General features: G+C 43.4%; 34 protein-coding genes. 5 read left to right on the top strand and 29 right to left on the bottom strand.

The features are described from left to right. Positions 1-553: 553 nt before the first annotated feature. From AACV32_RS03870 to dusA, 7 genes are all read right to left on the bottom strand, one after another. Positions 554-1,306, bottom strand: coding sequence for a phosphoadenylyl-sulfate reductase (locus tag AACV32_RS03870; protein ID WP_170895728.1), 753 nt, complete (start codon positions 1,304-1,306; stop codon positions 554-556). Then, positions 1,299-3,032, bottom strand: a complete 1,734-nt coding sequence (gene cysI, locus AACV32_RS03865; protein WP_013857905.1) for an assimilatory sulfite reductase (NADPH) hemoprotein subunit — start codon at positions 3,030-3,032, stop codon at positions 1,299-1,301. The genes AACV32_RS03870 and cysI overlap by 8 nt, the downstream gene beginning before the upstream one ends. After that, positions 3,032-4,885, bottom strand: a complete 1,854-nt coding sequence (locus AACV32_RS03860) for an assimilatory sulfite reductase (NADPH) flavoprotein subunit (RefSeq protein WP_170895727.1) — start codon at positions 4,883-4,885, stop codon at positions 3,032-3,034. Before AACV32_RS03860 ends, cysI begins: the two co-directional genes overlap by 1 nt. Before the next feature lie 96 nt (positions 4,886-4,981). Continuing rightward, positions 4,982-5,212 carry a hypothetical protein gene (locus tag AACV32_RS03855; protein WP_038149123.1) on the bottom strand — a complete coding sequence of 77 codons (231 nt, stop codon included), beginning with the start codon at positions 5,210-5,212 and terminating at the stop codon, positions 4,982-4,984. 166 nt (positions 5,213-5,378) lie between these two features. Further along, positions 5,379-6,035 (bottom strand): TIGR04219 family outer membrane beta-barrel protein, encoded by a 657-nt coding sequence (locus AACV32_RS03850; RefSeq protein ID WP_019282801.1) that lies wholly within the window; start codon positions 6,033-6,035, stop codon positions 5,379-5,381. A 99-nt stretch (positions 6,036-6,134) separates the two neighbouring features. Next, a complete protein-coding gene (gene pspG / locus AACV32_RS03845) occupies positions 6,135-6,344 on the bottom strand; it encodes an envelope stress response protein PspG (protein WP_026027454.1) in 210 nt (69 codons plus the stop codon). A gap of 211 nt (positions 6,345-6,555) precedes the next feature. After that, positions 6,556-7,560 carry a tRNA dihydrouridine(20/20a) synthase DusA gene (gene dusA, locus AACV32_RS03840; protein WP_170895726.1) on the bottom strand — a complete coding sequence of 335 codons (1,005 nt, stop codon included), beginning with the start codon at positions 7,558-7,560 and terminating at the stop codon, positions 6,556-6,558. A 106-nt stretch (positions 7,561-7,666) separates the two neighbouring features. Here dusA and AACV32_RS03835 point away from each other — a divergent pair, with 106 nt between their 5' ends. Next, entirely contained in the window at positions 7,667-8,737 is a 1,071-nt protein-coding gene (locus AACV32_RS03835) for a site-specific integrase (RefSeq protein WP_170895725.1), read from the top strand. Positions 8,738-8,743: 6 nt separating this feature from the next. Here AACV32_RS03835 and AACV32_RS03830 read toward each other — a convergent pair whose 3' ends face one another. Continuing rightward, on the bottom strand, positions 8,744-9,610 hold the full coding sequence (locus AACV32_RS03830) for a DNA adenine methylase (RefSeq protein ID WP_170895724.1): 867 nt from the start codon (positions 9,608-9,610) through the stop codon (positions 8,744-8,746). 179 nt (positions 9,611-9,789) lie between these two features. Here AACV32_RS03830 and AACV32_RS03825 point away from each other — a divergent pair, with 179 nt between their 5' ends. After that, positions 9,790-11,337, top strand: a complete 1,548-nt coding sequence (locus AACV32_RS03825) for a hypothetical protein (protein ID WP_170895723.1) — start codon at positions 9,790-9,792, stop codon at positions 11,335-11,337. 16 nt (positions 11,338-11,353) lie between these two features. Here the strand turns inward: AACV32_RS03825 and AACV32_RS03820 are convergent, their stop codons facing one another. The 20 genes from AACV32_RS03820 to AACV32_RS03725 all read right to left on the bottom strand — a co-directional run bounded on the left by AACV32_RS03820 (position 11,354) and on the right by AACV32_RS03725 (position 21,145). After that, the gene (locus AACV32_RS03820) at positions 11,354-11,515 is read right to left on the bottom strand and encodes a hypothetical protein (RefSeq protein WP_170895722.1); all 162 of its coding nucleotides are present in this window, start codon (positions 11,513-11,515) and stop codon (positions 11,354-11,356) included. Then, positions 11,515-11,736: a hypothetical protein gene (locus AACV32_RS03815; protein ID WP_017045640.1), complete on the bottom strand. Its 222-nt coding sequence runs from the start codon at positions 11,734-11,736 to the stop codon at positions 11,515-11,517. The genes AACV32_RS03820 and AACV32_RS03815 overlap by 1 nt, the downstream gene beginning before the upstream one ends. Positions 11,737-11,827: 91 nt before the next feature. Continuing rightward, positions 11,828-12,253 (bottom strand): structural protein, encoded by a 426-nt coding sequence (locus AACV32_RS03810; protein WP_235652709.1) that lies wholly within the window; start codon positions 12,251-12,253, stop codon positions 11,828-11,830. 62 nt (positions 12,254-12,315) lie between these two features. Beyond that, positions 12,316-13,059 (bottom strand): hypothetical protein, encoded by a 744-nt coding sequence (locus tag AACV32_RS03805; protein ID WP_017045643.1) that lies wholly within the window; start codon positions 13,057-13,059, stop codon positions 12,316-12,318. A 3-nt stretch (positions 13,060-13,062) separates the two neighbouring features. Then, complete coding sequence (locus tag AACV32_RS03800; RefSeq protein WP_017045644.1) at positions 13,063-13,842, bottom strand: hypothetical protein; 780 nt, start codon at positions 13,840-13,842, stop codon at positions 13,063-13,065. Then, positions 13,839-14,357, bottom strand: a complete 519-nt coding sequence (locus AACV32_RS03795; protein ID WP_094125192.1) for a chemotaxis protein — start codon at positions 14,355-14,357, stop codon at positions 13,839-13,841. Before AACV32_RS03795 ends, AACV32_RS03800 begins: the two co-directional genes overlap by 4 nt. A 3-nt stretch (positions 14,358-14,360) precedes the next feature. Then, positions 14,361-14,786, bottom strand: a complete 426-nt coding sequence (locus AACV32_RS03790; protein WP_306690714.1) for a DNAase — start codon at positions 14,784-14,786, stop codon at positions 14,361-14,363. Continuing rightward, positions 14,729-14,926 (bottom strand): hypothetical protein, encoded by a 198-nt coding sequence (locus tag AACV32_RS03785; protein WP_017045647.1) that lies wholly within the window; start codon positions 14,924-14,926, stop codon positions 14,729-14,731. The genes AACV32_RS03790 and AACV32_RS03785 overlap by 58 nt, the downstream gene beginning before the upstream one ends. Position 14,927: 1 nt before the next feature. Further along, positions 14,928-15,065, bottom strand: a complete 138-nt coding sequence (locus AACV32_RS03780) for a hypothetical protein (RefSeq protein WP_158006721.1) — start codon at positions 15,063-15,065, stop codon at positions 14,928-14,930. Continuing rightward, positions 15,062-15,343, bottom strand: coding sequence for a hypothetical protein (locus AACV32_RS03775; protein ID WP_017045649.1), 282 nt, complete (start codon positions 15,341-15,343; stop codon positions 15,062-15,064). Before AACV32_RS03775 ends, AACV32_RS03780 begins: the two co-directional genes overlap by 4 nt. A gap of 9 nt (positions 15,344-15,352) precedes the next feature. Continuing rightward, entirely contained in the window at positions 15,353-16,186 is an 834-nt protein-coding gene (locus tag AACV32_RS03770) for a major capsid protein P2 (RefSeq protein WP_017045650.1), read from the bottom strand. Between the two features lie 11 nt (positions 16,187-16,197). Continuing rightward, positions 16,198-16,326 (bottom strand): hypothetical protein, encoded by a 129-nt coding sequence (locus tag AACV32_RS03765; RefSeq protein ID WP_017045651.1) that lies wholly within the window; start codon positions 16,324-16,326, stop codon positions 16,198-16,200. Positions 16,327-16,458: 132 nt separating this feature from the next. After that, a complete protein-coding gene (locus tag AACV32_RS03760; protein WP_017045652.1) occupies positions 16,459-17,229 on the bottom strand; it encodes a hypothetical protein in 771 nt (256 codons plus the stop codon). Further along, the gene (locus AACV32_RS03755; RefSeq protein WP_170895721.1) at positions 17,192-17,653 is read right to left on the bottom strand and encodes a hypothetical protein; all 462 of its coding nucleotides are present in this window, start codon (positions 17,651-17,653) and stop codon (positions 17,192-17,194) included. Before AACV32_RS03755 ends, AACV32_RS03760 begins: the two co-directional genes overlap by 38 nt. Continuing rightward, the gene (locus AACV32_RS03750) at positions 17,637-18,173 is read right to left on the bottom strand and encodes a hypothetical protein (RefSeq protein WP_170895720.1); all 537 of its coding nucleotides are present in this window, start codon (positions 18,171-18,173) and stop codon (positions 17,637-17,639) included. The genes AACV32_RS03755 and AACV32_RS03750 overlap by 17 nt, the downstream gene beginning before the upstream one ends. Then, on the bottom strand, positions 18,166-18,498 hold the full coding sequence (locus AACV32_RS03745) for a hypothetical protein (protein ID WP_170895719.1): 333 nt from the start codon (positions 18,496-18,498) through the stop codon (positions 18,166-18,168). The genes AACV32_RS03750 and AACV32_RS03745 overlap by 8 nt, the downstream gene beginning before the upstream one ends. 66 nt (positions 18,499-18,564) lie before the next feature. After that, on the bottom strand, positions 18,565-20,469 hold the full coding sequence (locus AACV32_RS03740; protein WP_170895718.1) for a replication endonuclease: 1,905 nt from the start codon (positions 20,467-20,469) through the stop codon (positions 18,565-18,567). After that, entirely contained in the window at positions 20,466-20,696 is a 231-nt protein-coding gene (locus AACV32_RS03735; protein WP_017045657.1) for a hypothetical protein, read from the bottom strand. The genes AACV32_RS03740 and AACV32_RS03735 overlap by 4 nt, the downstream gene beginning before the upstream one ends. Before the next feature lie 2 nt (positions 20,697-20,698). Continuing rightward, positions 20,699-20,884, bottom strand: a complete 186-nt coding sequence (locus tag AACV32_RS03730; RefSeq protein ID WP_017045658.1) for a hypothetical protein — start codon at positions 20,882-20,884, stop codon at positions 20,699-20,701. Beyond that, a complete protein-coding gene (locus AACV32_RS03725) occupies positions 20,885-21,145 on the bottom strand; it encodes a pyocin activator PrtN family protein (RefSeq protein WP_017045659.1) in 261 nt (86 codons plus the stop codon). It abuts the gene before it with no gap. 133 nt (positions 21,146-21,278) lie between these two features. Between AACV32_RS03725 and AACV32_RS03720 the strand changes: the two genes are divergently transcribed. The 3 genes from AACV32_RS03720 (at position 21,279) to AACV32_RS03710 (ending at position 23,186) form a co-directional block, all read left to right on the top strand. Further along, positions 21,279-21,890, top strand: coding sequence for a LexA family transcriptional regulator (locus AACV32_RS03720; protein ID WP_017045660.1), 612 nt, complete (start codon positions 21,279-21,281; stop codon positions 21,888-21,890). Positions 21,891-22,247: 357 nt separating this feature from the next. Beyond that, complete coding sequence (gene zur / locus AACV32_RS03715; protein WP_017043301.1) at positions 22,248-22,706, top strand: zinc uptake transcriptional repressor Zur; 459 nt, start codon at positions 22,248-22,250, stop codon at positions 22,704-22,706. An 18-nt stretch (positions 22,707-22,724) separates the two neighbouring features. Then, complete coding sequence (locus tag AACV32_RS03710; protein ID WP_017043302.1) at positions 22,725-23,186, top strand: chemotaxis protein CheX; 462 nt, start codon at positions 22,725-22,727, stop codon at positions 23,184-23,186. A 96-nt stretch (positions 23,187-23,282) separates the two neighbouring features. On the opposite strand, the gene pgi is transcribed toward AACV32_RS03710, so the two are convergent. Next, positions 23,283-24,935: a glucose-6-phosphate isomerase gene (gene pgi / locus AACV32_RS03705; protein ID WP_094164072.1), complete on the bottom strand. Its 1,653-nt coding sequence runs from the start codon at positions 24,933-24,935 to the stop codon at positions 23,283-23,285. Between the last annotated feature and the right edge of the window lie 141 nt (positions 24,936-25,076).

Genomic DNA, 25,076 nt, shown 5'->3' with positions numbered 1-25,076 from the left:
AATGAATTGACTGTGCCAAAATCAAGTAAACTTGATTCTGATTGGTCACTCAGTTCATTGATAAATCTTTTTTGATTATCATCAACGAGTGCCCACACAGATTGATAGGTTTATATTGTTAAAGAGCGTTCTTCTCTGGCTTGCCGAGGCTTCCTTTGAAGAGGCGGCCATTCTAGCGAGATAATAAAAAGTGTCAAACACTTTATTAAATTATTTCGTCTTACTGATTTGACCTACTGATTGGCTGGCTAATTGGGCTTGAACCCTTACTGGCTGTGCCGTGTCAGTGAGGTCGCATTATAGAGATCGTAGTCACGTTGGCAAGCGTTATTTTGTAAAAATTGCAAAAATAGCGCTTAATCACCAAATTACTGCTCAAAGCCTTATTTATTCAATTTTACTAAGATCAAGTAAACATGTTACCCACAGAGTTATACACATTAGCTGTAATTTTTATCTTTTCAAACGTAGAAAAAGCGCCTTCAGACGCTTTTTCCGTTTCACTCATTTCTTTTTTACACTATATAGAAGATTAAATACCTGCATCATCTCCTTAGCTATTCTCTTCATGAAGACCACACTCTCTTTTTAAGCCGAAGAAACGCGTGTCTTCTTCATTCATTCCCGGTTCCCATTTACGAGTGGTATGAGTGTCACCAACTGAAAGGTAACCTTGCTCCCACAATGGATGATACGGCAGGTGATTTTCTTGCAGATAATAATGTACATCTTTATTTGTCCAATCAATCACAGGTAGGAATTTAAACACACCATTTTGAATCGCTAAAATAGGTAATGTCACCCGCGATTGTGATTGCTCTCGGCGTAGGCCAGAAAACCAAGTACCGATATTTAGTTCATCTAACGCTCTTCGCATCGGTTCTACTTTATTAAGGTGATTGTATTGTTCAATGCCAGTAACGCCTTGTTCCCAAAGTTTACCGTAACGCGCCTCCTGCCATGATGGACTTATCGTAGCGCTGAAGATATGCAGATTGAGATTTAGGTGCTCCGTGAGCTGGTCAATAAATTGATATGTTTCAGGAAACAAATAGCCAGTATCCGTCAATACCACTGGTATATCGCTTTTTACGCTAGAAACCAGATGCAGCATCAATGCGGCTTGAATGCCAAAGCTAGAAGAAAGCGCATGGGTTCCTTCTAGATTCTCAATCGCCCACATCACTCGCTGCTGCGCTGTTAACGTTTCGAGATAAGCATTTAATGGGGCAAGGTGTAACGTTTGCTCTACTTTAGTTAGCGCCAATAACTCGGACAATTTAGGAACTACTGGTACTTCAAGCATAGAAATCTCTCTTAGAGATGATCACCTCTTCGATAATTCCTGCGCGGATTGTGAAATCACCAAATCCTTCTCCTTCGAGACGCTCGCTAGCCCAGCGTCCTACCAACTCATCAATTTCTTGAAGAATTTGTACATCGGTAATGTTTTCTTTATACATTTTAGGCACACGAGTGCCCGCTCTATTGCCGCCAAGATGTAGGTTGTAGCGGCCGGGAGCTTTACCAACTAAACCAATTTCAGCCAACATGGCTCGGCCACATCCGTTCGGACAACCTGTGACACGTAAGATAATGTTTTCTTCTTTAGGTAACGCATGTTTTTGTAGGATCGTCTCTACATCCGTTACAAATTGAGGGAGGAAACGTTCCGCCTCAGCCATAGCTAATGGGCACGTAGGGAAAGAGACGCACGCCATCGAATTTTTACGTTGCTCACTCACATTGTCATTGATCAAACCATGCTGACGCGCAATCTGCTCAATCGTGGCTTTTTGTACAGCTGGTACTCCCGCTACGATGAGGTTTTGATTGGCCGTCATACGAAAATCACCTTGGTGGATTTTAGCAATTTCTGCCACACCACTCTTTAGCGGTTTATCAGGGAAATCGAGTAAACGACCATTTTCGATGAAAAGTGTTAAATGATGCTTACCATCGATACCTTCAATCCACCCAATCCGATCACCACGTTCTGTGAGCTCGTAAGGGCGGCTGACCGCAAACTCAATACCAGCACGCTTTTCAACTTCGGCTTTGAACACATCGACGCCCACTCTATCGAGTGTGTATTTAGTTTTTGCATTTTTACGATTAGACCGGTTTCCCCAATCACGCTGAGTCGTAACCACAGCGGCGGCGACTTCTAAGGTTTTATCCAAAGGAATAAATCCGAAATCATCAGCACGACGCGGGTAAGTAGAAGTATCACCGTGCGTCATGGCTAGGCCGCCACCCACCAGCACATTAAAACCAACTAACCGACCTTGTTCGGCAATCGCAACAAAGTTTAAATCGTTGGCATGTACATCCACATCGTTTTGGGGCGGAATAACCACTGTCGTTTTGAACTTACGCGGTAAGTAGTTATTACCTAAAATCGGCTCTTCATCTGTAGTTTCTAGTTTTTCACCATCCAACCAAATTTCGGCATAAGCGCGCGTTTTAGGTAACAGATGTTCCGAAATCTTCTTCGCCCATTCGTAAGCTTCCTGATGCAGTTCAGACTCCACAGGATTGGACGTACACAGTACGTTACGGTTCACATCACCCGCTGTGGCAATCGAATCAATACCAATGCTGTTTAACGTTTGATGCATCAATTTAATGTTAGGCTTCAATACCCCATGAAACTGAAAGGTTTGGCGAGTGGTTAAACGAATGCTGCCATATAGGCTGTGCTCAGTTGCAAATTTATCTATCGCTAGCCATTGTTTCGGTGTGATGATCCCGCCAGGCATGCGCGCACGTAACATCACATTGTGCAGAGGTTCTAACTTTTGTTTTGCACGTTCGTTACGAATATCGCGATCGTCTTGTTGATACATGCCATGAAAGCGAATCAGCTGAAAGTTGTCAGCACTAAAGCCACCTGTGATGTGATCTTGCAGATCTTGCTCGATCGTCCCACGTAAAAAGTGACTTTCACGTTTCAAGCGCTCGTTATCTGACAATGGGCCTAGCTCTTGTCCTAATACTTCTTGATGATTAGATTGTTGTTTGGTGCTCATTAGTAAACATCCCTTTGATAACGTTTTGCTTTGCGCAGATCGTTGATATATGTCTCTGCCTGTTCACGTGATAACCCACCTTGCTGCTGTGCAATAACAATTAGTGCATCATGCACATCTTTCGCCATGTGCGTTGCATCACCACAGACATAAAGATACGCACCGTTTTGAATCCATTGCCAGACCAGTTCGGATTGTTCAAGTAATCGATGCTGAACGTAGACTTTCTCATGTTGATCACGGCTAAACGCCACATCTAGACGACTCAGCACACCGGATTTCAGATATTTTTGCCACTCAACTTGATAGAGAAAATCTTGAGTAAATGTACGATCACCAAAAAACAGCCAGTTTTTTCCTTTTGCTTCACGGTTATCACGCTCTTGAATAAAGCTACGAAATGGCGCAATTCCGGTGCCAGGACCAATCATGATAATAGGCACGTTATCATCTTGCGGTAGTTTGAAATTATTATTGTGTTCAATGAAAACCTTTACCTTGTCGCCCTCTTCTAAGCGCTGGCCAAGGTAACTGGACGCTCCCCCAAAACGGTGCTCATCTTGGTGTGTATACTGAACAATGCTGACGGTAAGATGCACTTCATCTTCAACTTCGCTTTGACTTGATGCGATAGAATAAAGACGCGGCGTTAAACGACGTAATAAAGAGAGTAGCGCTTGGGCCGTCAGTTTAGTTTGCTTCTCTCGCAGTACATCAATCACTTGATGATGGCTCGCATACAATCTGAGCTTCTCTTTATCCTCCACCAGCTCAAGCAGTTTCGTACAACCAGATAACTCAGCAAACTTGGTCACCATCTGAGAATTTGCAGCCGTAATTTCATATTTATGCATTAAAGCACTATGGATGGATAAACTTTCGCCATCGACCTCAACACTTTCGACACCCGATAGCCCAGTCGCAGATAACACGGCATTGACCAACTCTGTATCGTTTTCATACCATACTCCAAGCGCATCCCCAGACTGATACGTTATACCTGACTCACCCAAGTCAATTTCAATGTGGTGCACCTCTTTTCCTGAATCTCGCCCAGTAATTTTTTGACTCGTCAGTAAAGTCGCACTGTAAGGATTTTGCTTATTGTATTGAGATAGATGACTCGTGGTTTGACTCACGGGTAATTGCACAACTTGCGCAGGCGTACTTGCAAAAGCTTCTTTTACCACTGCTAATGCTTTGGCTTTCCACTCGGCGGCTTGATGTTCGTAATCAACGTCGCAATCCACTCGTTCAATAAAACGTTTGGCACCAAGCTGCTCTAAAAATGTATCAAAATCTTTACCCGTTTGGCAGAAAAATTCATAACTGGAGTCACCTAAGCCAATCACACCATATTGCAAGTGAGGTAATTTCGGCGCTTTCTTGGATTGTAAAAATTCATGCAGAGCTAATGCATTGTCAGGAGCTTCGCCCTCGCCATTGGTCGATGCAACAAAAATAACATGCGTTTCTTTCGCAAGATCTTTGCCTTTGTAATCACTCGCATCGAATAATTGAACCGCGATACCGGCAGCCTGAGCTTCTCTTTCCAATCCTTCAGCAAGGCCTTTTGCATTACCTGTTTGAGAAGCGAAAATAATGGTTAATTGAGTCGCAGGCTCCGTTGATACTAAAGTGGCTACTTGTGAGCTGGAAGTAGAAATGCTTGATGCTTGAGACTGACTGAGGCCCCAAAAATATCCGCTAACCCAAGCAAGCTGCTGCGGGGAAAGTTCTGAAATAGTACGCTGCAATCCGTTCAGTTGCGCGTCATTGAGTGGGCTAGCTAAACTGGCTAGCTCTTGGGGTATGGTATTTCCTGAAGACATGGTCACGACTTCCCTATTCATTGCGTGACAATAGATTAACCACTCTCTTTAATAACAAGAAAGAATAGATAAGTATGTTTTATAACTTTTTGGAAGTAGGCATTACGCTTAATTCTCTCATTTAGACTCGACTCGAACTTGCTTAAAACCCACCTCCATAGCCGATTTAGAGGCAAGATCCAGATCGGTATACTGGCATTCGTCACCCTGAGAATCGGTTAATAGCACGAACCCACCACGGCAATGCCGAAACTCGACTATCCAATGCCCTTCTTGGAAAGACGGTTCAATAATGGCTTCGATAAGCTTGTTCTCACGATACAAGTCCCTTAACTCGGTAATCGTCATCACCACACCATTTTCACATTATTCACTCGTGAATTAAGCATGGTACATTTTGCTTATTCTGCTAAGAAATTGCGCAATAATATAATTGTCAGTTATAAAAAACGCCACCTTGTAGAGGTAGCGTTTTATGGAAAATGCATTTAGCGCGTAAGTATCGAATCGATACTTAAAATTGAAACTCAGCCCCCAAGAACCAACCATCAACAAAGACAAATGAGTTTTTCGTTTTTGGGTCAAGTTCGGTGAATTCAAGATCAATCACACGATAGCCGCCACGCAATGCGACATTCCCAGCACGAATAGGTATGGAATACTGCAAACCCGCAAGTACATCTGCGCTTTTAATTCCGCCACTATCACCAAAATCAAACTGCCCTATCACATCAACTTGGGTATTGGGAATTTTAATTGTGGCATAGGCATACCAGTTAAAAGTCGTCTTATCAAAACTGTACTTCAAGCTATCTGGTGCTTGATACTGAGAACCACTATATTGAGTGAATGTAACACCCGCATCGAACGACATTAACTGTCGCTCTAACAGATTGTAATACAAGGTATAGTCGTACTTATCAAAGGATGCATAATCCGCCTCAAGCGTTGTATAACGAATACTCGCATTGGGCAAATAAGGTAGCTGATGCTCAAAAGCAACGTGGATTGAAGGTGTCTTCACATCATCACGACGAGTATTGTCGATTTTAGTGCTGCCCCACCACATGTCAGCGCCAACTTCTCCACGATAAAATGATTCTGCTTGAACCGATGCGGTTGACATCATCATTGCCACACTGACCAACGCTAACCAAATTGGTTTATTCATCCCTATTGCTCCCTATTTATTCGCTACTAATGCATGTTCTTAATTGAACGCGATAGTAGCATATTCCTGAAGTGAGTTAACGTTTCGTTGACTGCCATATTAGCGAGGGGTGTACACCACATGACGGAAGAACCAGACCCCCAAAACAATCACAATGATCCAAGGTAGTAGCTTAAACATCACTCCAATCATGCCTAGTAATGCCAATACTATAAAGCCCATGACCGTCGCAATAAACACAGTCGCCAAAGTGATGCCTGTCGCCAATAAAGTTGCAATAAAAACCAATAAGAAAATAAGTTCAAACATGATGTTTTCCTCCGTTTCTCTTACCACTAGCAGATATCGAGCCAACTTGTCATTACCACCTCTGATTTCAAGTCAAGACTAAAAAAATCACAGTTTCTTGGCCAATCAAGCACTTGAAAAGCAATATTTATTTCAATAAAAAAAGCCAAATAACACCGAGTCATTTAGCCTTTCTATTGTTGGTAAAAATCACCACTTAAGTTGGTGATTTTTACACATTCAACTCTTTCGGAATTTTTGCTAATGCCGCTTGCACGACTTCAATTCCCGCACCGGGCTTATGCGCATTCTCACTGATATAACGTCGCCATTGACGAGCACCTGGCATATTTTGGAACATACCTAACATATGGCGGGTAATATGGCCAAGGTAAGACCCCTGAGCTAATTGACGTTCAATATAAGGAAACATCTCTTCAATAATTTGAGAACGTTTTTTAATCGGCGTATCCATGCCAAAAATGGTCTGATCCACTTCCGCCAACAAATAAGGGCTTTGATAAGCTTCCCGGCCAATCATTACGCCATCAAGATGCTGTAAATGCTCACTGACTTCAGCTAAGGTTTTGACACCGCCATTCACAGCAATGACTAAATGTGGGAAATCTTTTTTCAGCTGATATGCCCGTGAGTAATCTAACGGCGGTATTTCACGGTTCTCTTTTGGGCTCAAACCACTAAGCCACGCCTTACGCGCATGAATAGTAAACTGTTCACAGCCCCCTTTCTCTGATACCAATGAAATAAAATCAGTCAAAAATTCATAAGAATCCATGTCATCAATACCAATGCGCGTCTTCACGGTTACCGGAATATCAACTACTGATTTCATCGCTGCAACGCAATCCGCCACCAGTTGCGGCTCAGCCATTAAACAAGCACCAAAACGACCATTCTGGACGCGATCGGACGGACAACCCACATTGAGGTTGATTTCATCGTACCCGTACTGCTGGGCAAGTTTGGCACAATGAGCAAGGTCTTGAGGATTCGAACCACCCAATTGTAACGCTACTGGGTGTTCCTCCTCGTTGTAAGCCAAGAAATCCCCTTTACCATGAATGATCGCGCCTGTCGTGACCATCTCGGTATACAGTAACGTTTGCGAGGACAGCAAGCGATGAAAGTATCGGCAGTGGCGATCTGTCCAATCGAGCATGGGTGCAACGGAAAGTCGGTGAGCTTTGAATTTATCGGTGTCTTTAGAAATAGTCATAGTTTACGTCGATTTAAGATACTGTATAAATATACATGAGTTTGCTAAAATTGCCCCCAATTTCTCCGACCAGTACGCATATAGTACGTATAAATGGGGTAGGACAATGGCGTCATTCAGCATCAAAAAACGCACACTACAAAACGGTTCCCTGCGCTTTACAGTGGACATTATCGTTAAAAAGAATTCGCGAATTATACACAGAGAGTCTAAAACATTCAGAAAAAAAGACCTTGCTAGAACTTACGCAATGAAACGGGTTAATGAGCTTGAAGAATCCGGCGTTCAGAAACTTAAATGCGTACCAATATACGTACTGCTCGATATGTTCATGGCAGAGCGAGACTTATGGGATAACACAGGACGCACAAAGCAGTATGTGATTCGCCTTTTAAGAGATTGTGATATTGCAATGATAGAGAGCGACCAACTCCGAACGAGTGATCTGATTACCCACTGTAAGAACCGCAAAGCTGCAGGTGCAAAACCTGTAACGGTATATCATGACATTGCTTATTTAAGATCGGTGATGAAAAAGGCAAAACCTGTTTTCAACGTATCTGCTAACTACCAAATATTTGAAGAAGCAGTGCCTGTTTTGATTGATATGGAGCTAGTAGGAAAAAGCGATAAAAGAACACGCCGCCCAACGTCAAACGAGCTCGATAGGCTCAGAGAGGGATTAAAACAGCGAGAAAACTTTCGCCCAAATGGAAAGACCAGAATCCCATTCACCGATATTCTAGAATTTAGCATTCTCACTTGTATGCGAATTGGTGAAGTGTGTGCAATACGTTGGGAAGATTTAGAGCGAGAACATAAAACCGTTTTAGTTCGCGATCGCAAAGACCCGCGAAAGAAAGCAGGTAATCATATGATAGTGCCGTTACTCGGTGAGTCTTTTGATATAGCGATAAAACAGCCCCAAACCAATGAACGAATCTTTCCATACAACGCCAAAAGCGTATCCGCAGGATTTCAGCGAGTTCGTAATGAGTTGGGGATTGAAGACTTACGCTATCACGATTTGAGACGAGAAGGAGCGAGTCGGCTTTTTGAAAAAGGCTACTCGATTGAGGAAGTAGCTCAAGTTACTGGGCATAGGAATTTGAATATCTTGTGGCAGGTTTATACCCAGTTAAAACCTCATTGTTTACATTTCAAGACACTCGTTTGATTAGCCTCATGAGCCAGTTCGTCCGAGAATTATAGTTGGAGCCACAATTTCCCTTGAATATATCATAACTTCAGAACCTACGACTTTCGTTTGTGCTGTATATTGAAGAGAGTAGATAGTTTGTGGATAACCATCATAAATCTCCCTGATCTCTTCAGCGTTATCATAAGAAACCATCCAATGCTCAAAATCTGATTCAATCAGCGCATTACGAATTGTTATGTGATCATCATGAGTATAAAAATTTCTATATAGCCCTTGGCCCTTCACATAATATGGAGGGTCAAGGTAAAGCAATGACTGACGAGGTATGTGTCCATCTAATTCATTGATAAGCTTTACTGCATCTAAGTTATAGAGCGAAATTCTATCAGAAAACAACGAGATCCTTCTTATCCTATTAATCAAATCCGTTTTATTAAACCGAACATCTAAGGTCCAGTTCCCTGACTGAGCTTTGCCTCCAATAACCCCCGCTTTTAAGATTCCAGAACGATTAGTTCTATTTAGAAAAAAAGTAGCAAAACCTAACTCTAAACTAGCTTCGCCTTGAGCTACAACAACGGTGTTCAAGATCTCTTTTTGTCGATGCCACTCTTCAATAGTCACCTCTGTTGTTTCAATTTTTTCTATCAAATCATTAGTTTGATACAAAACAGCAAACCAAAAAGAAAAAATCGCAGGGTCAATATCATTAAGATGAATGTGTTCCGTCGTTTCACTAATGAGCATATCTAACGCTACAGCACCACCGCCTGTATATGGCTCAACATAGTGGCCACCAACGATGCCGTTAGATCTATATGTTTCTTTAACATAATCGGCTAGCTTCCCTTTACCGCCGGGATATCTGAGAGGAGTTAAAAAGCGCATATATGAAAGTAGTCTAGATAAATTAACAAGGAAAGCATTTTAGCACAGATACAATAGTGATTGAACTCAGAAACTGTACACACCACCGATAACATTTCTTTGTTATTGTAAGGAAAAAAAACTAGAATATTCAAGCCTACTCTAAGCAACTCCAGCCAGACTAATTTAAAGGTGAAAATTTGATTGCTCATTATAAAAAAACGAATAGAGCTGTAGCATCTATCGATTTAGATTTGAAAAACCCTAGATTAGCTGGCTTAATCAAACGGCAAGCAATAACCTCTCAAGCAGAGGCTGCAGTGGCTTTAACCAAAAGTTCGGACGTAATTTCATTGTGTACATCAATTGTAAATAATGGGTTTCATCCAGATGAAGTGCTGATCGCAATAAATAATGAGTCAGGAAAACAGAATAGAGTGACCGTAATTGAAGGAAATAGGCGATTAACTGCTTGCAAGCTCCTTTTGAAACCAAAACTAGTAAAAGGCACTTCTGATTTCACCAAATTACAAAAACTGTCTAAACACCCAAACTTCCCGTTGGTCTTAGCTTCAATAAAAAGATTATCTGTTGTGATTTTAGATAACCGCTATAGTGCAGCTGCTTATCTAGCATCTAAACATACATCTGAATCGATCAAAAGATGGAGTCCTTATACACAAGGAGCTTATATCTATGGATTTTTACAAGAATTTCACACTGTATCTGCAGTAAAAGATGTTCTTCGTAACACGATGAGCATTACAGATATCAAAAAGAGACTCTTTACATTTCTGCTAACTGAAGAAATTCTGAATTTAGACTGCTGGTCTGAAAAAGAATTAGATTTTTTGACAACTCAAATCGATAACAACAACATAGGCGCCATCATTAGATTAATGTCAAATTCAGACTTCATAGATACAGTATGTGACGTAAAAGTGATGAATAATGGGCAACTGCGAGTAACATCTAAATCTAGCTCTGAAATTCATACTGATGAACTTATGTTTCTTCGCATTCTAGAAAAATTAGCTAGAGATGCATTAATCAAATCAAGATTCAATACTCGTCAAGAAGATAAAGACACAATACGTGAGTATATTGCGGAGTTTCAAACCGAGTTTGCGTCTCAGTCACCAAATACAGAAAAGGCAGAACATCAATTTTCTCGAATCTTGCCTCAAGGAGATGAAAGTGGTGACGCTTCAACACATACCCAAGAAAAATTTGATGACGAGCAAAAACAGAACTCAACAAAAGATATTACTCAAGAAAAGCAAGAGCAGACTAAAAAGCCCAGAAGAACACCAGAAACTTTAATACCTAAAGAACTTCAGATTCCAAATGTAAACACCAAACTCATCAGCTTGTGTAATGAAGCTCAGAAAATAATTTTTCGGCAAAACAAATACAGCTCTGCTTTAATGATTCGCGCAATTATTGAAGTAACATTGAAAGTTATTATTAATCGTAAAAATCTTAGTGAAGAGCTAAGAAAGCAATATACAGATAAGTCCCAAGACCTCTCAAACATCCTCAACTTTGTTGAAAAAAACGCCAATAAGCTTGTTGGGCAAGATGATATGAAATTGGTTAGGAACGCTGTGTCTGATTTACAAAAAACAAGTAAAGAACTTCTTAATCTAACGAACCATAACGACAAACAAATCTTGACTGAGAAAGAAGTTGAACATTTAAGATCTAAAATGCTAGAAATATTACACGCAGTTTTTCCTCAACTTTAAATGTTGCCCCACTATTTTAGTTAGTGGGGCTTTTATTTTCTAACCGTGTAAGTCGAGCATCCATCTTTTCCATCATTAAGCGTAACCACTTAATATCTGTTTTAAGGGTTACGCCAACGCCTATCCCACTACACAATGCGCTGATAGCCGCAACGAACAAAGTCTGATACTCAGCCATCACTTGAACTCGTTTCGGATCATTTCCCATAAGCCTAAAATGACCGGAATGGTTGTCCCGATAAGGCCACCGTATTGCACGCCCTCGGCCGTGACACTAGCAGTTAACAGTTCTGGATGCCCCGCAGCTAAAGCAACACCCGCCCCAACTAATGCCAAACCTTTTTGGGTCGATGGTTGGCCTAAATCAATACCCAGTTTTTTCTTGAAGAGTTCTTTCATAGTAATTTCCATACTTTCAAATACTTAATTGCATAGGCGGCAAGTATTGCGCCTAGCACCGTTAAAACAATTCGTTTCGCGTCATCTTTATTCATGCCATGCGAACCCCTTCTTGTGCTTGTTCAAGCGAGTAGAAGCGCCCCACCTCCATCACTGACATGGCGTGCATCATCTTGGCAAGAGTGGCATCGCTTTGCAGATTAATCGGCTCGTGTGGACTCACACCTAATTGACTGGCAACGAACTGTGCATAGTGGTCAGATTCGTTTTCGTGGCTTGGTGCAAACTTGTGAATAAGCTCGTTAATGGTTTCAAGGCCATAGCGTTTCTGGTAAGTATCACGTAGTAGAATCGCTCCTGCACGAAAGCCATATTCCGGCGCACGAAAGGTTTCAAAGCGTTTGTCTACTGAAGGCGTCATTTTCCCAACCCAGTTGTTATTAACATTACTTTCAATGTTCAAGGGGTTATTCGCAAGCACGCCGCGCGGCTCTGTTGTTACGATTTGTTTTTTCATCAAATACACCACCGTTATTAGCAAGACGACAAACCAAGAGAGTTTCATTGAGAAGCACTCGATTATTTGATTTGAGTCGGCACGAAATCCACGAGCTCAACCTCCATTTGAAGATTGATTTGACTCTCTACACTGTTTTTGGTCTGTGCAGATATAATGGGATAGAGCCAAGTACGCCGACCCTGTGCAAATGACGTCGGGACGAGGATGTCAAAAGGAAATAGGAAGTAAGCCGTTTGCTTTCCAGTTTGCTCGGTGAAATGAAAGGGGGCGATCACCTGATTCGTTCCCATAGGGCTAACAAATTTTTGCCAAATCGTGCCGAAAGTATCGTTTTCAACAAACACGTTTAAATCCAACCGCGCATCAGGGACAGCGCCAGTGGTAGAAACAAAATCGCCACCGAACGCATCCAACGAACCTCTAACGGTGCCTTTAATCCTTGCGTACTCAAAACCACTTGCCAAAATTTCATCCGCTAAATCCGGCTCATCTTGGTTATTCGCCGTTTCAAACTGGATGATTTTTTGATTATTGAGCTCTCGCTCTGGAATAAGAATCGCCGTCAAGTCACTGCGTAGCTTGCCGTTCAACGCTAAATCTGTGTGTAATGATTTGCCCCATGGAGTCCAATCAGAACATTTTTCAAACCATTGCTGAGCCGTGGTAATGTTTTGCTTTAAGTCGACATAAAAATTCCATGAAAGCTTACCGATTGGCTTTTGTGACTGACTGCCATTACCTAAGATTGCCGCCAAGGCTTCAATCTTGTTGCGGTTACTTCCTGTCGGTAAATTAACGCTCATACTTTAAATCTCCAAAATCTGAACTGAGTCGGCCACGTCTCCGGTAAACTCAATTTCAGCCTGAGTGGATAACTCGATTTTTTCACCCGCGACGAGTGGATAAATGCCCGCAATTAAAATCGGATGTGTGTTCTCTGACGCCGCTTTAATATGCACCTTCCGGCGGCTACTGTTTGCGGCCAAGACAAAAGGCATAATGCTAGAATGGGCATTCAGTTCATTACTAATGCTGGTCGTGACTTCTTGCCCTGAAACCAGTTCTACGGCGGGCATCTGCTCAATACAGATAGACTGACCAGAAGCGAATGTAATATTAGGAAGCTCTCCAATATTCACGGTTTGGCTTGGCGCAATTTCTACTTTTGGCAAACGGTCTAAGCTCACCGACTGCCCCGCTGCAATTTCTAACGCGGGCATTTGCGCAATACTGAGAGCTTGACCCTCGGCAAGTTCTACCGCAGGCATCTGACCAATATTAACGCTTTGACCTGCTGCTAATTCCACGGCAGGCATGTCACTCACCACAATGCTTTGGCCGCTGATATTGGCGGGCGGGACAAAATCCCCAAAACCAAATTCTAGTGTGATGTTTTGGTCAATATCCGAGTACACCAACACTCGCCCGATTTGCTGCGTACTTTTAACGACCGCCTCCTTTTTCAGGGTGACGCGATCGCCTAATGCACTTTCAAGCGTGATGCTTTGCAACGCCGTTTCCAAATAAATCCAGTTACCCGCCACAATGACAGGCATAGGCTGATGTGCTTTTAAAGAAAGATTCATCGTTTCATCGCCATAATTGCTACCGCCCCTAAAACAACCGCAATGATCACCATTAAGATGATTTGTTGCTGCTTGTTCTCACTTGCGCCGTTATCTTGCTTGAACTTGGCTAAGTCCATCATTGCGCTCAAACTCTGCGTATTTTGCGCGGCCTGATTACCAGCGAGACCTGCAAGCATCTGTAGGTTTTCGCTATTGCTGGAAGACATGTCTTCCAATGCGTTTTCTGCAAAATCGAGAGAGCCTTGGTTCACTTCGCTAGCAAAATCGAGAGAGTCTTTATTGACGCCTCCCGCATACTTGAGCGCATCGTTAAACATTCGCCCCGTTTGCTCGACTAATTCACCCCCTAAATCAAGCGCCTTATTCACCGAACCATAATCGGTTGCCGTCACGTTCAGCGTTGAATTATTAATGCCACTGATCGCCGTTCCGAGGTTATCGCCAGAAATGGCATTTTGGCCGCTAACGTTGGTGGTTTGTGTTTGGTTGCTTGAACTGCTTTTTCCGCCCATGCGTTACACTCTCATGGTTAACTCTGTGATATTGGTGGCAACTTGCTCTGTCGTATTCAGTTTGCGAACTAAGCGAGCGAGCCCTGCAAAATAGGTCTGTGCTGAAATGGTTTTTAGCCCTGCGTTTTTTACATATTGAGAAAGCTCGTGAATGGCGGGAACAACACCATGCCCAGCCACACCCCACAAAAAATAGGTTTCTCCGATCACTTCACCCGCTACCACAATTTGGTAGTTTTCCGCACTTAGCTCATAAAGACTCACGCGCCCTGTTTTGACTTCGGCTTTCAGCTCCTCAAAGTCTTGTGGACAAGCTCGAAACGCGACCTTTAATTGTTCCAGTGCTTCAGGGGTATTGGTGACACAGCGAATCATTTTTTTTTCAACATCAAATACGCAATGACCACCATCACGACCGCAATCAACCACGGGCTCACCCCTTTAGGGCTTCCCATGTTGATAGCACCTATACTTTGCCCACTGTTGGTAGTATTCGTTGCTGTCGATGGGCCAGCACTTCCCCCCGTTAAACCGCCGCCTCCGGTCAAGCTTGTTAAGCTTCCTAGCATCTTAAAATTTCCCCTTGATTAGCACGTAGCCTACGACCATGAGCAAAAGCATCATGATCAGCTTGCTCGAACCTTCTGAGAGCTGAAACCCAACCACGCCGCCACCGACAAACATTAAAGGCAATAAGAACGGCATCATTTGCCCCCTTTAGCCAACATGAACACCAACAACAAAAGCACCAGAACACCCACGCCCACAATCAAGTAATTAGTATTCAAACCTTGTGCTTGAGTGTGGATAGGTTGGCCGTCAGCCGTCTGCCCCTGCACTTGGCTCTTTCGGGCTTCGTCAGGGTCGCTTGCTTGCTTTTTTGCCAAGTCATTTTGAACGGTGCCATTAATCCACGAACCACCCGCGCTAGAGGCTGCATCGAGTAATTCGCCGCCAGCCTCACTCAAGGAATCTAACCAGCTCATGGTTCCCCCTTATGCGGTGGTTTGCGTTGGAATCGCTACTTGTTCGATCGCTTCAATAATCACTGGCACACTGCCCGCCGCGCTCTTTTCAAGCTCAAATTGCAATGCACGAACGGCTTGCGTTTTGAGTTTGCTTTCAGAGCCGAAACCCGTTCGGACAAAATCCAGAGAAAACCAGCCATCGTTTTGCTCAAGACCCGCGACAGAGAGATCAAATGAGTTGTCGGCTTTGTTGACGTTCATTTCTTCACGATCATCACGTAGAACACGAACGCGAGTGATGGAATCGTCTTTAAAGTGAATACGCTTGAGGCTCAAGAATGGCGAACGCTCAGACCAATCAAACGGCGTGCGACCTGCCGCACTGGCAAACCACGTCAAAGAGTACAAACGAGGCATAAATAAGCGCTGTGTTTGTGCTTCCGTGATATGAGCGCGAGCGCGAATACTTGGAGCTGGCTCACCGGATTTTGCTTTTAGTTGAATATAAACAAACCAGATTTCACCGGGTAAAGTCACCAGTTCACCTTGACGAACGCCTAGTTTGGTTCGCATACCCAAATCAGAAAATGAAATGATGTAACGGCCTTGCTCAACATAGCTAGAACGGTGCTCTTGTAAGTCCACCATGTCTTGGCCAGACAGAGACACGATCTCCTTACCGTTATAGGTAATACGAACGCGCTCAATATCCGCAGGGTCAGTAATGTTCGTCACCAACTCAAGGTTTTGATAAGTAGGGCCAGAAACCAGCCGTAACGTTGACTGATTTCCCCAAGCGACACCTTCGACCGGATCAAGCTCTTTAGGACGTGGGTTAAATAGCGTTTGTAGTGCTTCCATTACCGTTCCCCTTAGAACCAGCCAGATTTGCCGTTGATGGTTTCTTTCAGCGTTTTCATGGCGCTGATGTTGTTAATGGCTGCGATAAGCAAAATCGTCACTACCGCCGTCACTAACATGGTTTTGTGCTGTGCTTTCATAAATGTTTCCAGTTTCACCCGTGTTAAGAACAGGGCTATTAGAAACAAGAAAATAAGAGTGGGTAAATGAGAGGTAACCTATAGGTTAAACGGCTAACCTATAGGTTGATTTGAGCGTTGAATCACACTCGTTTAGCGATAGTTCATAGCTAACGGCTTGCCCGTTTGACAGTTGAAAGCGCGAGTTTCTACATTGCCGATACCATCACGCACCATCATATATTCAGCAATCGGTTTGCCGATTTTCTGTTTGTTTACCTTAGCAGAGACCAACGAAGCGATCGCGTGAGTATCTAACCCTTTTTTCTTGGCTATCCATTCGGCATCCGACATGGAGTTAACAGCTCCAATCCACCATGTCGATGATTGCTCGGTGACCGTTTTCGGTACTTCTTGCCCGCGTTGGAACACAGTATGAATGACTAAACCGTATTGGCGGCCACCGCGCAGTAGCTCCCCTGCTTTGCCTTTGAGCTTACCGGATGTTTCCACACAGCTTGCTAACTCTTCGATAACCGTGTGCAACTTCGGCGCATGACCATTTCCCATAGACCACACAACCGAACTAAAAAACTCCAACTCTTCAGCAACCGCGCCCCCTTCCGGAATGTACGCCAGTTTAAAAGACTGACCACGACGGCGAGCCATCAACAACGCTTTGACAAAAGCAGAGCGAGAGCTCGTACCGTGACACATCTGCCCCTGAAACTTTGAGCCTGCATAGTTTCGATATGGGTCAAAAAAAACAGCTTGAGAGGCTTTTTGCACCAATCCCAAATGTTTAACGGCAGAGGTTTTGCCTCCCCCCGTACCCGCCACATAAATCACATGCTCTGCATCATGGGATGCATTAGAGTTAACCGGATTAGGCAGCTTTAGCGGTGGCTTTTGCTTTTTCGGCATCTCGCTTCTCCTGCTCTGCTTTATAGGCTTTTAGCTCAGTGATATGACGCTTAGATGTGTACACCAGTGCTAAAATGGCGAGCAATAAAGTAGCCTCTTCCACGTAATCACCAAACCAGCCTAATAGCTCACCGCCATGCTTACTCAAGACAGGAATAGCCGCTTTGATAACTTCATTTTTGCCTTTTTCATCAAAAGAAAAATCAATCCCTGAAATGATAGAGGTCGCTTGTTCGGCAATGGTAAAAACGACTGATAAAAGCCCTTCAAAAGCCTCACTGCTCACGGTTTCGGTTGATAGTGCGCTACTTTCGGTTGATTCGGTGGGGGCTTCTTCGGTTTCAAGTTGTTTGATCACCACATCAAAATCGCCCCAATCATCACCGAGGCTCGTCACTTCTAGTTCATTATCCGGTTGTTGCATCGGTTGACTCCTCTGGTTGTGGTTTTGGTAGTAAAAGACGCACCGCCCACAGGCAGGCAAGTACCACCCCCAACACCATCAATACACGCTTAACCGTGACAAAAGGCCGTATTTCCACTAGCGGCTTGTCGGTTGGAGTTTCGGTTTCGATAATGCTTTCAACCCTGTCAGTGCTGGACTCTTCCACCCGCAAAGGCTCAACAGTTTCAACCGAATCGCTAACGGTTAGCTCGGTTACGTCCAACGCTTCAACCAAGACAGGCAATGCACTGGCCTCGCGTTCAAGTAATGCGCTTTCATCGGTTGCCATGTGCTTATTGACGTACTCATCCACACTTTTGCTCATTGAGCTATTACCACATTTAGGACAACGATAATATTTAAGCCCAAGGTTACGCCCGTTTTTAGGTGGTTCGCCCTCAGCAATGAGCTTTCCTTCACCGACTTGGTGAACGGTAGAAAGCGAAACACAAACAGGGCAATGCACAACACCACGCACTGGGTTTTCGTATTTACTCATTCTTACCCCCAACCTCAGTGAAATCACCATCCGAAATATTTTCTATTTGGTTCAAGTTAGAAACGACATGAGCGCGATATTTTCTACGCGCTACATCATTGAGCTTTGCGAGTTGTTCAAGCTGTTCAAAAAAGTTGGTTGGTAGCCCTAACGCTTCCAATGACAAATTTCCTGTCATGAGCATTTTGGTGGCTTTGCCAATTAAATCTTTCATTTCCATTGACTTAAATCGCCCAATTTCACGTTCCATATTCGTTGTGAGTTGGTCGGCGGCATCTAAGGCTTTTAAATCGCGTTGGCATTCTTCAATAGAGAGTAATTTCATAGATTCCCCTGTCTCTCGACGTTAGTGAGTGAATAAAAAGCCCCTGTCTCACGACGTTGGCAAATTCTAGGCATCTTCTGGATGCATGGATTGATTCCAAAGCTCTTCCCATTGAGGCGAACCAAAACGGTCAAGCTCAACATTTAAAAAGAAATTCGATACGATTCGTTGTTGGCGGGTCGGCGTAATGTCCTGCGTACAATTATTGCCACTAGACCAAGGCGCAAGCTCCCGCTTGCTTTGAAGAGCCTCCGCGCTGTGCGTTTTTTGGACTAACTTCCACTCAATTTCGTGCGTTAAGATCGTCAAACCGCTACCTTCGAGCCCGATAACAACCGGTACGATTTCACCGTATTTATTTTCTCTTTCTTCTTTGCTCGGTTTAATGGGTCGAAGTGATTGCGCTAAACGGTGACCGCCCATGTAATCAAAATACGCAGAAAAAAAGCCCATATCCGCCGCACGCCGCGCTTTTTCAAATAAGCAGTATTCTTGCTTATCTTGGATACGGCGAAGCTCTCGCCAAACAGTCACGCTTGGCGTTTTCTGAAATTGAAACTGACGGAAACAGAAATTACGCGACCATGCAGTGACATTTTTAACCGTGTCTTGCAGTTTGGCTTTTTTGTTATCCAAATCGGCTAAACCCTCTAGCCCGAACCCGTCTACGTTCTTTGATATGTATTTCGCTAAATAGGCGACCGCACCGCCTTCACTGCCATCCAACACCTTCGCATCAAAACGTGCTTTCATCGCTTTGCGATTAGGCTCCCCCGTATCACGATAGAGCTCTTTACTATCACGTTGGTACTGGTAGGCCTGCAACGCGGCTACGAATCCACCGACTTGTTCTAGCGGCATAAAAAACACACCATGCCAGTGTGGCGTGCCGTCTTGGTGAGGTTCAACAACTCGCATACCGTAGTAATTGAGTTCATGTCGATGAGCAAACGCCCGAAAACGATTCCATGTTGTGGTTAACCATCCATGAGCATCACTTGGACTACTACCATCCCAACGCTTATTTTCAATCCAATACGCTCCGCGCTGTGTAAGACGATGAAAGCGACTTGGTGCGGTCATCGTGATAAACACGGCGGCGTGCTGATAGGAGTCTGCATATTCTTGGCATCCCGCAATGCGTGTCATTAGTTCATGACGACGATTTATAGGGTTAGCTTGCGACGATGCGTGCACCACATCCATGCTCACCACATCGCCTTGCTCTGATTCAATCGCCATCAATTCAAGCCATTCACGCTGCCTGTCTTGGCGAACCTTGAGCCATTCACATGCCGATATTGAGGCATACGGGGAAATATGAGGTGATACCATGCCAGCAGCCCGCCGAGCATTTTCAAAAGCCGCCAGCGTGTGCTTTTCAATCGCACGCCGCCAAACTGATTCATCCAGCAAACGCGCCAAAATAGAGAATGCCTGCGCTTCATCTTTTGCCGATTCAAATTGCGGCATCCAGAGCGCTGCACCCACATATTCATGGATCTGACTAATGGCATCAAAAACAGACATTCCCGTTTTAGAGGCCAATTCAAAACGAAAACATGCACGCCCGACTAACTCAGTAGCAAGACGAGCACGTTTTAATTCTGTATCTACCCGCCACCAAGGCTCTGGCAATACACCAAGCGCAGAAAACGCCGCTTGACTACGGGATTGAACGAAATCAATTGCACGCTTAAAACCGTATTTACGAAAACGCACAGCCGCAGCCTTATCGAGATAACAGCGAATATCACTGGGTAATTTGAATTGATTAGCAATGGTGTGGGCAAATTCAAACACGCGCTCTCGTGGTGAGAGTGCGCAGAAATCGGTACGCTGATGTTCAGCAATCATTGAAAACTCAGGCAAAGAGCGCTGATTTTTGACCACATAGGTAGCAAGCTCCTGACGTAAATTTTCAGGAAGCTTGCTTAGTGGGTTTTTGGTCGGTTTACGATAGATTTTCACAACGGTATATCTTCTAGAGTATCGGGCATCGGTTGATGCAGCTCACTTGTCGCCCTGCTTGGTAGCTGATTCGCTTTAACGGCGAGTTTGTCTAACCAAGCTAATTTCCGGCGCTCTCTTTCCGTAGTTTTACGGCTGTTTGCAACGGCTTTGCGGCAAAGTTCAATCCCACGTAAACCGCAAGCGCGTTGCTCTTCGGTTAATAACAAGGGGTAGGCTTTTAGCATTGCTACACCTCCAAACTTTCCAGTAATTCAGCGGCTTCGACGAGTTGCTCATAAATGGGATACAAAAACTCGAATTCTGGTGAGGAAGGGTTCAACCAAGACAAACGACCTTTAACCACCGTCAAAAGCTCTTTGGCTTCACTGGAATGAGAGAAATCAATGTTGATAGCGTGATTTGGAGTTTTCATCTAGTGCGCTCCGTGTACTGATTGCCAATCGTTTCTAGCGTCTTCATATCGCTGATCGATATACGCCGCTAAATCTTCGATTTTGATTAAGGTAGGACTACGCTCAGAATCACGTAGTTTGAAAGTAGGTACTGGAAAATCACATGCCTTAGCTCGTTGTTCTGCAGTCTTTGGAGTGATGCCAAAGAACTCTTTAGATATCTGTTTCAGCTCAACCGTAGGACTTCCAAAGCGTGCTAGCAGTGCAAAATTTGTATTCATATATTCCTCATGTGCTACATTTAAATCATTTCAAGGTAATTCAAACGCCTCATAACATCCCAGAACGACGTTGTGGGGAATTATTGAGGAACAAAACAAAATAATCAACCCCAAAAATACATCAGAGGAAGTTATGGGAACTTTTGAGGAAAGATTAAGGGAACTAAAAAGATTAACTAATACGGCTAAGAATGTTGATCTAGCAAGGGTTCTCGGCATATCGCCAAAGACGGTTTCAAACTGGAAATATAGGGATCACATTCCTGAAGATATCTTTCTAAAAGCGAGAGACTTATCACAAAATGGCGGCGTTGCTGTGCCACCTCGTGGATACGTGACACTAGATATTTATGAGCAAGCGGTGAGTGCTGGACATGGTGCATTAGTTGTCAGTGAAGAAAAGTCTTCAGATATTGTTTTCAGCGAAGCATTTATTCATAACGATATTGGCGTAAATCCTATTAACGTTTTCTTAATGCCAGTGAAAGGCGACAGCATGTACCCAACATTAAAAAATGGTGCATTAGTCATGGTAAATAGAGTTGAACAATTTACTGGCGATGGTGTTTATGTATTTCGATTTGATGGGCAATTGATGGTTAAACGGCTTCAATTTTCAAAGCATGGATTGACAGTCGTGAGTGATAATTCGACTTATAAAGAATGGGAATTGAGTAAAACGGAGATTTCAGGGAATGACTTTGAAATCATTGGTGAAGTGGTTTGGTCTGGACAGAGAATGTAATCGAGTACGTATATAAATACGCATGACTCACTAGAAAGCCCTAGATAGCTAGAAAGTGAATCCAATCGAGCATCGGTGCTACTGATAGCCTACAAGGGTGAGTCATGATTTAGATATCCCAATTCAGTCAGTTTCAATGGCTAAACTTACAGCCAAAAACAAAGTTTGGCATTGTAATCGCTTCGAGTTTATAGCGCCAACAGTTCTTCTTCTGTATCGTTTTGCATCGATATAAGGTAATTTAAGCACTATTTTCGTTGCAAACAACGATCACATCGCTAACTAACTCCAGAAAATGTTGTAGGCTACAAGGCTATTAATCTGGAAATAGTATATTATTATTAAAGTCCAATGGTTATGGTGATGAATTTGGACCACAAGCTAACGAAACAAATAGAAGAACTATGCGCAGCGAGAGGAGTACGACTAACTTCTCAACGAAAGAGAGTGTTTGAACTGATTTGTTCAAGCAAAAAAGCATCCAGTGCTTATGAATTGCTTGAAGATTTAAAGCAAAGCGAGCCCCAAGCGAAACCACCAACGGTGTATCGTGCTCTGGACTTTTTGTTAGAACAAGGCTTTATTCATAGAGTGGAGTCAACAAATAGCTTTATTTCATGTTGCTCTTGTAATGCTAATAAGCATTTTTCACACCTATTAATTTGTGACAAATGTGGCAATGTTATTGAACTTCAAGATGATAGTCTGATAGCCTTGCTAGCAAGCAACGCTGAGAAACACGGTTTTAACATCGTTAATCACGTTATTGAATCTCATGGTGTTTGCCAAACGTGTTCCTCAAGTCTGAAAGTATAAAAACAGTAGAAGAAGGTTATGCGCGCTGAATTTGTAAACCCGTTTTTAGCTTCTTTAATGAACGTGTTAAAAACGATGGCTTCATTAGAGTTGAAGCCACAGAAACCTCGTGTAAAGAAAGATGAGATTGCCCGTGGTGATGTCTCTGGCTTGATTGGTATGGTTGGTAGTCAAAGCCGCGGTTCCATGTCTATTACTTTTGATGAAAGTCTAGCATTGGAAATCATGCAAAATATGTTAGGTGAACGCCCCAACGGTCTCAATGAAGAAGTGACAGATATGGTCGGCGAAATCACCAACATGGTGACAGGCGGAGCTAAACGTATTCTTGCCGAGAGTGGTTTTGACTTTGATATGGCAACTCCGGTTGTTGTCTCAGGAAAAGGCCACACGATTCGTCATAAATGCGAAGGTGCAATTATTATCATGCCGTTTACCTCTCAGTGGGGTAACGCTTTTATCGAAATCTGTTTCGAGTAAGCTCTTTCATTAAAGAAAAAAAGGTTGATACCGTTAAGTATCAACCTTTTTTATTTGGATAAAACCTTACTCACATCCAAGTAAGGTTTTGACGCATTACGCTTTAAATGTCTTAAACGCGTTAATCAAACCATTGGTTGAGCTGTCGTGTGAACTCACTTGAGCATCGTCGGCTAACTCAGGCAGAATTTGGTTTGCTAACTGCTTACCAAGCTCAACGCCCCATTGATCGAAACTGAAGATATTCCAAATAACACCCTGTACGAAAATTTTATGCTCGTACATCGCAATCAGGTTGCCCAAAGTGCGTGGCGTGATCTGCTTAACTAAGATTGAGTTGGTTGGGCGGTTTCCTTCAAACACTTTAAATGGTGCGATTGCCGCCATTTCTTGTGCTGATTTGCCCGCCGCTTTTAGCTCAACTTCAACGGTTTGCTGCGTTTTTCCAAACGCTAACGCTTCTGTTTGAGCAAAAAAGTTCGACATCAATTTTTGGTGATGATCACCCGCTGGGTTATGGCTGAGCGCTGGCGCAATAAAATCACACGGGATCAATTTTGTTCCCTGGTGGATCAATTGATAAAAGGCGTGTTGACCATTAGTACCGGGCTCACCCCAAATGATTGGACCCGTTTGGTAAGTTACCGCTTGACCGTTACGATCTACGTATTTACCGTTTGATTCCATATTGCCCTGTTGGAAATAAGCGGCAAAGCGATGTAAGTATTGGTCATAAGGCAGAATCGCTTCTGATTCGGCGCCGTGGAAGTTGTTATACCAAATACCAATCAAGGCTAGGATCACAGGAATATTTTGCTCAAAAGGTGTCGCCACAAAATGTTGATCCATCTCATGCGCGCCGGACAGCAGTTCCACAAAGTTGTCATAGCCTACAGCCAATACAATGGATAGACCAATTGCTGACCATAGTGAGTAGCGTCCACCGACCCAATCCCAAAATTCGAACATGTTGTCTGTATCAATACCAAACTCAGCGACTGATTTCGCATTAGTCGACAGCGCTGCAAAGTGTTTTGCAACATGAGTTTCATCGCCTGCTTCCGCTAAGAACCAATCACGAGCCGTATGTGCATTGGTCATGGTTTCTTGGGTAGTAAACGTCTTTGAAGCCACTAAAAATAGCGTGGTTTCTGGATTGACTTTTTTCAACGTTTCAACGATGTGTGTTCCATCAACGTTAGAAACGAAATGAAGATTAAGATGATTCTTATACGGCGCAAGTGCTTCTGTGACCATGTATGGACCAAGGTCTGAACCACCAATACCAATGTTGACAATATCGGTAATCGCTTTACCAGTGTAACCTTTCCATTCACCAGAAATCACTCGTTCAGAAAACGATTTCATCTTCTCAAGTACCGCATTCACGGCTGGCATCACATCTTCACCATCAACCATGACCGGTGTGTTACTGCGGTTGCGTAACGCAGTGTGCAGTACGGCACGGCCTTCAGTTTGGTTGATCGCGCAGCCTTGCAGCATAGCGTCGATGGCTGACTTTAGTTCAGTCTCATTAGCCAGTGCTTGTAAATGTTGTAAGGTCTCTTCATTGATCAAATTTTTTGAGTAATCAACAAGAATATCTGAACCAAAACGAGTCGAGAATTTATCGAAACGTTGTGCATCTTGTGCAAAAAGCGATTTAAGGTCCATATCTTGCGCTGATTCAAAATGCGCAGTCAGTGCTTTCCAAGCGTTGGTTTGCGTTGGATTGATATTTTTCAACATGGTATCTATCCCGATGTGACAGTAGGTTTTATTCCTATCATTCCTAAACTCTGTTTCAAAATGATGGAATCCCCGATTGAGCAAAAAAAGAAAATGGTATCGACTGCCTATATTTGGAAGGCAACACGTCGTTATTCGTTT

The sequence above is a fragment of the Vibrio sp. B7 genome (assembly GCF_963888765.1).
In the GTDB taxonomy this organism is placed as follows: domain Bacteria; phylum Pseudomonadota; class Gammaproteobacteria; order Enterobacterales; family Vibrionaceae; genus Vibrio; species Vibrio anguillarum.
The sequence above is the reverse complement of the archived record's forward strand: the minus strand, read 5'-3'. Positions and strand labels throughout refer to the sequence as shown.

Coding starts and splice junctions, on each gene's coding strand:
- AACV32_RS03870 (WP_170895728.1), bottom strand. CDS start 1,306: ATGCTTGAAGTACCAGTAGTTCCTAAATTGTCCGAGTTATTGGCGCTA.
- cysI (WP_013857905.1), bottom strand. CDS start 3,032: ATGAGCACCAAACAACAATCTAATCATCAAGAAGTATTAGGACAAGAG.
- AACV32_RS03860 (WP_170895727.1), bottom strand. CDS start 4,885: ATGAATAGGGAAGTCGTGACCATGTCTTCAGGAAATACCATACCCCAA.
- AACV32_RS03855 (WP_038149123.1), bottom strand. CDS start 5,212: ATGACGATTACCGAGTTAAGGGACTTGTATCGTGAGAACAAGCTTATC.
- AACV32_RS03850 (WP_019282801.1), bottom strand. CDS start 6,035: ATGAATAAACCAATTTGGTTAGCGTTGGTCAGTGTGGCAATGATGATG.
- pspG (WP_026027454.1), bottom strand. CDS start 6,344: ATGTTTGAACTTATTTTCTTATTGGTTTTTATTGCAACTTTATTGGCG.
- dusA (WP_170895726.1), bottom strand. CDS start 7,560: ATGACTATTTCTAAAGACACCGATAAATTCAAAGCTCACCGACTTTCC.
- AACV32_RS03835 (WP_170895725.1), top strand. CDS start 7,667: ATGGCGTCATTCAGCATCAAAAAACGCACACTACAAAACGGTTCCCTG.
- AACV32_RS03830 (WP_170895724.1), bottom strand. CDS start 9,610: ATGCGCTTTTTAACTCCTCTCAGATATCCCGGCGGTAAAGGGAAGCTA.
- AACV32_RS03820 (WP_170895722.1), bottom strand. CDS start 11,515: ATGGCTGAGTATCAGACTTTGTTCGTTGCGGCTATCAGCGCATTGTGT.
- AACV32_RS03815 (WP_017045640.1), bottom strand. CDS start 11,736: ATGAAAGAACTCTTCAAGAAAAAACTGGGTATTGATTTAGGCCAACCA.
- AACV32_RS03810 (WP_235652709.1), bottom strand. CDS start 12,253: ATGAAAAAACAAATCGTAACAACAGAGCCGCGCGGCGTGCTTGCGAAT.
- AACV32_RS03805 (WP_017045643.1), bottom strand. CDS start 13,059: ATGAGCGTTAATTTACCGACAGGAAGTAACCGCAACAAGATTGAAGCC.
- AACV32_RS03800 (WP_017045644.1), bottom strand. CDS start 13,842: ATGAATCTTTCTTTAAAAGCACATCAGCCTATGCCTGTCATTGTGGCG.
- AACV32_RS03795 (WP_094125192.1), bottom strand. CDS start 14,357: ATGGGCGGAAAAAGCAGTTCAAGCAACCAAACACAAACCACCAACGTT.
- AACV32_RS03785 (WP_017045647.1), bottom strand. CDS start 14,926: ATGCTAGGAAGCTTAACAAGCTTGACCGGAGGCGGCGGTTTAACGGGG.
- AACV32_RS03780 (WP_158006721.1), bottom strand. CDS start 15,065: ATGATGCCGTTCTTATTGCCTTTAATGTTTGTCGGTGGCGGCGTGGTT.
- AACV32_RS03775 (WP_017045649.1), bottom strand. CDS start 15,343: ATGAGCTGGTTAGATTCCTTGAGTGAGGCTGGCGGCGAATTACTCGAT.
- AACV32_RS03770 (WP_017045650.1), bottom strand. CDS start 16,186: ATGGAAGCACTACAAACGCTATTTAACCCACGTCCTAAAGAGCTTGAT.
- AACV32_RS03765 (WP_017045651.1), bottom strand. CDS start 16,326: ATGAAAGCACAGCACAAAACCATGTTAGTGACGGCGGTAGTGACGATT.
- AACV32_RS03760 (WP_017045652.1), bottom strand. CDS start 17,229: ATGCCGAAAAAGCAAAAGCCACCGCTAAAGCTGCCTAATCCGGTTAAC.
- AACV32_RS03755 (WP_170895721.1), bottom strand. CDS start 17,653: ATGCAACAACCGGATAATGAACTAGAAGTGACGAGCCTCGGTGATGAT.
- AACV32_RS03750 (WP_170895720.1), bottom strand. CDS start 18,173: ATGAGTAAATACGAAAACCCAGTGCGTGGTGTTGTGCATTGCCCTGTT.
- AACV32_RS03745 (WP_170895719.1), bottom strand. CDS start 18,498: ATGAAATTACTCTCTATTGAAGAATGCCAACGCGATTTAAAAGCCTTA.
- AACV32_RS03735 (WP_017045657.1), bottom strand. CDS start 20,696: ATGCTAAAAGCCTACCCCTTGTTATTAACCGAAGAGCAACGCGCTTGC.
- AACV32_RS03730 (WP_017045658.1), bottom strand. CDS start 20,884: ATGAAAACTCCAAATCACGCTATCAACATTGATTTCTCTCATTCCAGT.
- AACV32_RS03725 (WP_017045659.1), bottom strand. CDS start 21,145: ATGAATACAAATTTTGCACTGCTAGCACGCTTTGGAAGTCCTACGGTT.
- AACV32_RS03720 (WP_017045660.1), top strand. CDS start 21,279: ATGGGAACTTTTGAGGAAAGATTAAGGGAACTAAAAAGATTAACTAAT.
- zur (WP_017043301.1), top strand. CDS start 22,248: ATGGTGATGAATTTGGACCACAAGCTAACGAAACAAATAGAAGAACTA.
- AACV32_RS03710 (WP_017043302.1), top strand. CDS start 22,725: ATGCGCGCTGAATTTGTAAACCCGTTTTTAGCTTCTTTAATGAACGTG.
- pgi (WP_094164072.1), bottom strand. CDS start 24,935: ATGTTGAAAAATATCAATCCAACGCAAACCAACGCTTGGAAAGCACTG.